The sequence below is a fragment of the Altererythrobacter sp. C41 genome, from assembly GCF_016803135.1.
Classification (GTDB): domain Bacteria; phylum Pseudomonadota; class Alphaproteobacteria; order Sphingomonadales; family Sphingomonadaceae; genus Pelagerythrobacter.
In genome coordinates, this window is the sequence record NZ_JAEVFE010000010.1 from 69,743 (window position 1) to 76,538 (window position 6,796).

General features: G+C 64.1%; 5 protein-coding genes. All 5 read right to left on the bottom strand.

Annotated elements, in window-relative coordinates:
• Positions 1–25 precede the first annotated feature (25 nt).
• Positions 26–952, bottom strand: a complete 927-nt coding sequence (locus JNO53_RS13810) for a glycerophosphodiester phosphodiesterase family protein (protein ID WP_203112588.1) — start codon at positions 950–952, stop codon at positions 26–28.
• 10 nt (positions 953–962) lie between these two features.
• Entirely contained in the window at positions 963–4,067 is a 3,105-nt protein-coding gene (locus JNO53_RS13815) for a TonB-dependent receptor (RefSeq protein ID WP_203112591.1), read from the bottom strand.
• Positions 4,068–4,160: 93 nt separating this feature from the next.
• Entirely contained in the window at positions 4,161–5,138 is a 978-nt protein-coding gene (locus tag JNO53_RS13820) for a FecR family protein (RefSeq protein WP_203112594.1), read from the bottom strand.
• Entirely contained in the window at positions 5,128–5,688 is a 561-nt protein-coding gene (locus tag JNO53_RS13825; protein WP_203112597.1) for an RNA polymerase sigma factor, read from the bottom strand. The genes JNO53_RS13820 and JNO53_RS13825 overlap by 11 nt, the downstream gene beginning before the upstream one ends.
• Positions 5,689–6,115: 427 nt before the next feature.
• Positions 6,116–6,646, bottom strand: a complete 531-nt coding sequence (locus JNO53_RS13830; RefSeq protein ID WP_203112600.1) for a Crp/Fnr family transcriptional regulator — start codon at positions 6,644–6,646, stop codon at positions 6,116–6,118.
• Positions 6,647–6,796 lie beyond the last annotated feature (150 nt).

Genomic DNA, 6,796 nt, shown 5'->3' on the forward strand with positions numbered 1-6,796 from the left:
GCGGTCGGATGCCTTCCCCACTCCGCTAGTCCAGATAGTCGATCGCCCCCGCGGGATCGTTGGTGAAGATCGCGTCGAACCCCAGCTCGGCGTAGCGCCGCCACTCCTCCGCGCTGTCGATCACATCCGAATACACGAGCATGCCGGCCTGCTGCAGCTCGCGAAGCTGGTCTGGCGTCACCCGGTCGGTTCCCAGAACGATGCAGGAGGCATTGTGCTGGCGCAGAAGCGCGAGATAGTCGTCCGTGTGGCGATGTGCGCCGAGCAGGCAGGTGCGGATGCGCGGGTTGATGTCGTGCAGCGCATCGATCGTGCGATAGTCGAAGGACTGGAGGATGACCTTGTCCTCAAGGCCGTACTTCACCACGGCATCGTTCAGCCGTGCGGCAAAGAGGACGGGATCAACATCCATGACGCCGTCCATGCTCTTGGGCACTTTTGTCTCGGCGAAGAACATGGCGCCGGTATCGCGGAAAGCGCCGAATACCGCGTCGAGCGTCGGCACCCGTGCGCCGGTCACGGCCACGTATCTGGGGCCCGCGTAGATCGGCCGAACGCCCGAGCCGCAGTCGAGTTGCCGCACTTCCGCCAGCGTCATGGAGCGCACCGGGCGCCGTTCTGCGTCCGCACCTTCGTCGGACCTGCAGAAATCCGGGTTGATCGTCGGATCGTGATAGACGGCGACTTGGTCGTCGGCCGTCATGAGCATATCGAATTCGAGGATCTCGGCGCCGAGATCGTGCGCATGGCGGAACGCCGACAGGGTGTTTTCCGGGCGGAGCAGCGCCCCGCCCCGGTGTGCGATAACCATCGGCCGGTCGCCTCGTCCCTCCGTCGCGGCGCTCTCGCCCTCATCGGCAGCCAGGCTTGCGGCGCCCGGCAGAGTCATGGCCGCGGCCAGCAGGGTGATCGTCAGTCGGCGGATGGGCCGCAGTTTGCGCGTGGTCGTCACAGCCACCTCCTCAGAGCTTGAAGTTGACATTGGCGAAAAAGTAGCGGCCGTAGACGTCGTAGACGCCGCCCCCGCCCTGGTAGTAGGTCCGCGGCGCGTAGGGCGGCTCGATATCGAACAGGTTGTTGATGCCCACCCGCAGCGTGGCGTTCTCGTTCACGTGCCATCCGATCGTGAGATCGTTGTAGACACGCGCGCCGACGTGGTTGTTGTCGTATTCTTCGTCGGACTTCGCGTTGGCGATGATCTTCGCAGCGCTCCAAAACCGGGTTTCCAGGCCAATGTCCCAGTCGCCGATAGTGTAGCTGGTGAACAGGTTGCCGCGGAAACGCGGGTTCTGATAACCGCCGTCGTAGACGATTACGCTGGAGGCGATGCCCGGCAGCGTCGTCGTTTCGTACTTCAGCAGATAGCTCGCGCGCAGCCCCAGGTTCATCCGCCCCTGGCCGAGATCGAAGCGGTAGTTCGCGCCCAGATCGATACCCTTGGCGTCCGACAGCGAGGCGTTGATGTAGCTGGTGTCGACCCGCATCCCATAGCCGTTCTCGTCGCGTTCGACACGGTCGCAGAACTGGTTGTCGATCGAGGGCAGATCGACGCACAGGTTCATCACGTCGTTGCGCCCGAGGGCGGTGATGATGTTCTCCAGATTGATGTTCCAGTAGTCGATCGTCATGTCGAAGCCGGGCAGGAAGGCCGGCTGCAGGACGGCGCCGATGGTGGTGCTGTTCGAAGTCTCGGGCTTCAGATCGGTGTTGCCGCCGCTGATGACGAAGCCAGTATAGATCTGCGTCGGCAGCGGGCTGGCGCTGCCGAGCAGGGCCTCGCAATTCTGCCTGCGCGTCGGGTTCGCGTCATAGTTGATCTCCATGCACGGCTCGGACAGGCCGATCGCCTGCACCGCGCGTGAGGCGTAGAGCTCGCTGAAGTTCGGGACGCGCACGCTTCGCGACCGCACGGCGCGGAAGGTCAGGCCATCGAACGGGCTCCAGATCCCGCCGACTTTCCAGGTGTGGGTAGAGTCGAAGTCGCTGTAGTCGGAGTAGCGATAGGCACCCTCCAGCGTCAGTCGGTTGGCGAAGGGCGTATCGCGCAGGACCGGAACGACGAGTTCGGCATAGGCCTCGGAAACGTCGTTCGAAGCTTTCAGCGCAGGTTCGTAGGGCGCCCAGGCGCCGAGGTGTGACAGTTCGTTTGCAGGCGGGGCAGCCATGTTGTCGTCGAAATTGTCGACCGTATCCTTACGATATTCGACGCCGAGCACGGCCTGAACGTCCCCGGCCGGCAGAGCGAACGGACTGCCCGCGATATTGGCGCCGGCGACGGTCTGGGTGTTCTTGCGCCTCTTATGGCGGGTGCCGATCATCCAGGCACGCTGCTCGGCGCTGAGCGGATCGAAGCTGAAGATGCTGAACGGCACGCATCCGGCCGCTCGTGCTTCCTCGTCGCGACAAACCGGCGTTCCGGTCAGCGGATCGGCGATGACATCGCGTGCCGCGACGAAGCGCGAGGCGATCGGCACATTGGTGGCGGTGATCTCGTTCGTGCTGCGACCATACTGGCCGAAGGCTTCCCAGCGCCATCCGCCCGGCAGTTCGCCCCGCAGCGTGTTCACAACCGTGAAGCTCTGGCGCTCGCTGCGGTCGGTCATCTGACCAAAGATCTCATAGCTCCGGCGCAGCGGCGTGGACGCCAGGTCGTTTTCGACCATGACCTGCCGGAAGCTGTCCGGCAGATAGGGATTGTCGAGATAGGCGACCGCCCCGCCCGCGCCGTTGAGCCAGATGTCCCGGTCGTCGTCGCGATAGGGCCGGCGATAGGCGTCGTATTCCGACCGGCCGTAATCGAAGCGGAAACCGTATTCGAGCCAGTCGGCGATCTCGTAGTCGAACCGGCCGATGAACGAGGCATTCTCGATCGGGGCGATCAGGAAGTCGCTCCAGTACTGGCTCTGCGGCATGCCGCCGTCGCCGCCAGAACGCGACGAGTTGCAGCTCGAGAAACAGACGTCGTAGACGCCGATGCTGGCGGAGCCGTCGGGGTTGAGCAGATAGGTGTCGCCGCCCACCCAGATGTTGGGATTGGGCTGAAGGTAGAAGTTCGTCCGGTGGTAATAGACGATCCGGTCGGGGATGCCGTCGTTTGGCCCGGTGTTCTCCGGGTTGGCCGTGTAGTTGAGATTCGTGTCCTTCGAATAGCGCTGGTGGAAGTAGATCGGCTCGTTCTTCAGGTATGTGCCGCCGATCATGATCGAGCCGCGGTCGTCGGCGAAGGTCGTGCCGGCGACGATCGAGGCCTGGTACTTGCTGCCGCCGCCGTGCTGCGAAGTGCCGGCCGTGGCGGACAGCTCGAGCCCCTCGAAATCGGTCTTCGTGATCACGTTGACCGCGCCGGTAACCGCGTCTGCGCCGTAGACCGCGGCAGCACCGCCGGTGATGATCTCCACCCGGTCAATCATCGCGGCCGGGATCATGTTGATGTCGACCGCGGACGAGGAGGCAGCACCGGAGACGCGCCGGCGGCCGTCCACCAGCGTGAGCGAGCGACTGACGCCCATGTTGCGCAGCTCGACCGTCGCCATACCGCCGTCGTACTGCCCCTCGGGCGCGCTGTTGTAAGGCCCGTTGCCGGGCCCCACCGCCACGTCGCGCAGCACCGCCTCGTACGTCGTGGTCTCGCCCTGCTGCCCCGACAGATCCATGTCGACCACGCCGACCGGCATGGCCGATTCCAGTTCGGGCCGCGCGATACGCGAGCCGGTGACCACGATCGCGGTCTCGCCGCTCTCCTCGGTCCGGTCCTCTTCGGGCGCGGCAAGGATTGCAACTTCGCCGTCATAGGATGACACGGTGAGCCCGGTCCCCGCGAGCAGGCGGTCGAGCGCGGCGCGCACGTCCATCTCGCCCCGGAGCGCGTTGGTTGTGCGCCCCTCAGCATGGCGCCCGGCGACGAGCACCTGCACGCCCGCCTGCTGCGCGAACAGCCGGATTCCGTTCGACGCCGCCTGCGCCGGCACGTCGAAATCGCGGGCTTGAGCGTGCACGACCGCCGGAACGCAGATCGCAGTCGATACCGCAACAAGGGAGGTGATCTGTCGGAACGTTGAAAATCGCATTTACGAACCCCTGAACTTTGATGCTTCACACCAGAAGACGGGGAGAAAATTGATTTCCGTCGCGTGATTAAATATTAATTCTGCGAGTCAATTTTATTTCTTCTTTATTACAATTCTCTCGTTCGTAACGATGACTTCTGCACCCGCCACCTCTGCTGCTGCGCGAGCGAACTTTGCTGGATCGTTCGCATTGAACAGACCGATGATCGAGGTCTCGCCGATACCGGGATCGCCGATCACGATCTGCGCGCGATTGATCCGGTTGAAACGCACTGCTGCGGCGGCGATGGTGACGTTGTCGAGCGAGATCTGGGCCACCTCCGGCGCCGGCAGCGGCGCGCGCGGCGACGTTTGCGGCGACATCAGCGGGGGCGGCGGGCCGGGGTCGAGCGTCAGCTTCCCGCCCGCATGGAGCAGGACCGCCTGGTCCCTCTCCTCGCGGCCCCAAACGAGCACGCTGCCTTCGGTGACCGACACAGTTCCGCCCGCAAGGCCGGAGCGGCCGACCGTATAGACGGTTCCGGTGGCCTGCGCGAAGACCTCCCCCGATCGCACGACGAAGGGACGGGCGGGATCGGGAGCCACATCGAAGGTAGCCTCACCGTGCAGGAGAACGATGGTCCGGGCATCCCCGGTCATGGCGACTGCGATCTGCGCATCGTCGCCAAGCCTCACCGCGGACCCGTCCTTCAGGTTCACGATCTCACCAGCCGCCGCGATGTCTTTGTCCGGCATCAGCGGGAGGCCGAGCATGGCGAAAGCGGCGACGGAGACCGCGACCGCGAGCCCGCCTGCAGCCAGACGCCCCGCCCAGCGCGCGAGCGGCTGCGCGATCGGCTCCGGCCCGTTGTCGTTGTCCGACGCCAGCGTCGGCGGGCCCTTGGAAACGGCTTCCTCCAGCACATGCAGTCCCGCCCGCGCGCGCAGATAGGCGCCGCGGTTGCGGCGGTCGGCGGCGAGCCAGTCACGGAGCTCGGCTTCGGCCTGCTCGGTCAGGTCGCCATAGGCCGAGCGGGCCGCCCAGCGGGCCGCCTGTTCGTGCAAGCCTGTCGTGGCCTCGTCACTTGCCAAGCCGCTCCCCCTCGATCCCCTCGGCGCGCGCATCCTCTTCGGCCATGACCTTCAATACCGTCCTGATCCCGCGCACGATGTGATTTTCCACGACGTTCTCGGTCACGCCCAACGTCCGGGCGGTTTCCTTCTGGGACAACCCTTCGCATCGCCGCAGCTCGATCACGCGGCGCCCCGTCCACGAGAGTTGCGACAAAATGGCGTCCACTCTGGAGAGCTCCTGACGAGCCGCCACAGTCCGATCCGCCGCGGGCTCATCATCCATGACGTTCTGCCATTCGATTTCCGTCATCGCCTGAAGGTTGGCCACCTTCGCATGGCGAACGATGTCGGTTGCAACATGGTGCGCGATCTTTCGGAAATAGGCCCTGCCGTTTTCGATATGCTCGACCGAAGGCAGGGCCGCGATACGGCAGTAGGCCTCCTGAATGACATCCTCCCCATCGATCGCTCCGCCCCACCGCCGCGCCAGCCATCGGCGGATGGAACTCTCGTGAGGCAGGATATCCCTCGCCACCCACGCCGCGACATCGTCCCGCTTGTCGTCCATTCGGCGCCGCAGCTCGCGCTCCTAACGATATGGCCGTGGAGCCCGGCGGAAATCTCCGGGCACCGCCGCCAAAGCCGCGCTTGATGACGTATTGATGACGCTCCGTGCGGATGACGGACGGTCCGAGGAGAAAGCGACAGGGAATTATAATCAGCGGGCCTATACTCCAAGTGATCGAGAGATCGAGATCGACTTGTCCCGGCGAGGAGTAGTGCCTTACGGACTCTGTTGATATTCGCATCGGTAACGGCATCTGACGCCGACATAGCCGTCGTTTAACGGCCCGGAATGGTTCATCGAAAGCCGACATACATTCATGCGCTGCGAAAGACTTACGCTGAGCCAGAGCGGACGGTCGGCATCTCTGGATGCATAGGGGGCGGCAAGTGAGCTCCATCCCCTGCGAATCTGTTTCATTGGACGTGCTTCATTTTGGCGCCTGAGCGCGAAGCCGGCGCCTTATCCTGCTGAGGGCCTGAGGCGTCACGCCAATGTAGGCTGCCATATCGGCCTGGCTGACCCGCTCCGCGATCTCCGGCATTGTCGCGAGAAAAATCGAATAGCGGTCCTCCGGCGACAAGCTTAGCAACTCGTACTCTCGTCGCTCCTTGCGCTTGCCGTAAGTCGAGAGAAAGCGAACCAGCGCATTGGCGGATTTGATGTCGGATTGCGCTGCCTCCTGAAGTCGACTGAACGGCAGGGCGACTGCGACGCCATCTTCGATGGCCACCAGACTGAAAGTGCAGGGATCCTTATCGATCAGAGCAACCATGCTGCCGATGACGGATCCTTCTCGTAGAAACGACTTGATGTGCTCCTTCCCGTCAGCGCGCAGATAATACGCCTTCAGCAAGCCCGATCGGACGAAATAGACATTGGAGTCGTCCTCGCCCTGGCGAAACAGGTGATCGCCGGCCTTCACCGGAATCTCGCGGCCGAGCTGTTCGGCAAGTACCATCCGCCTCGCCGATCCGGCATTGGGCCGCCTGCAGGTCACCGGGCGATTCCAGCTCAGCGACAGCGCGGCCCTCGCCGGCAAGCTGGCCGCCGCGCTTGCCCTCGATCTTTCCGGCGACGACGGCGGCTATGTTCTGAGCGGCGGACCTGC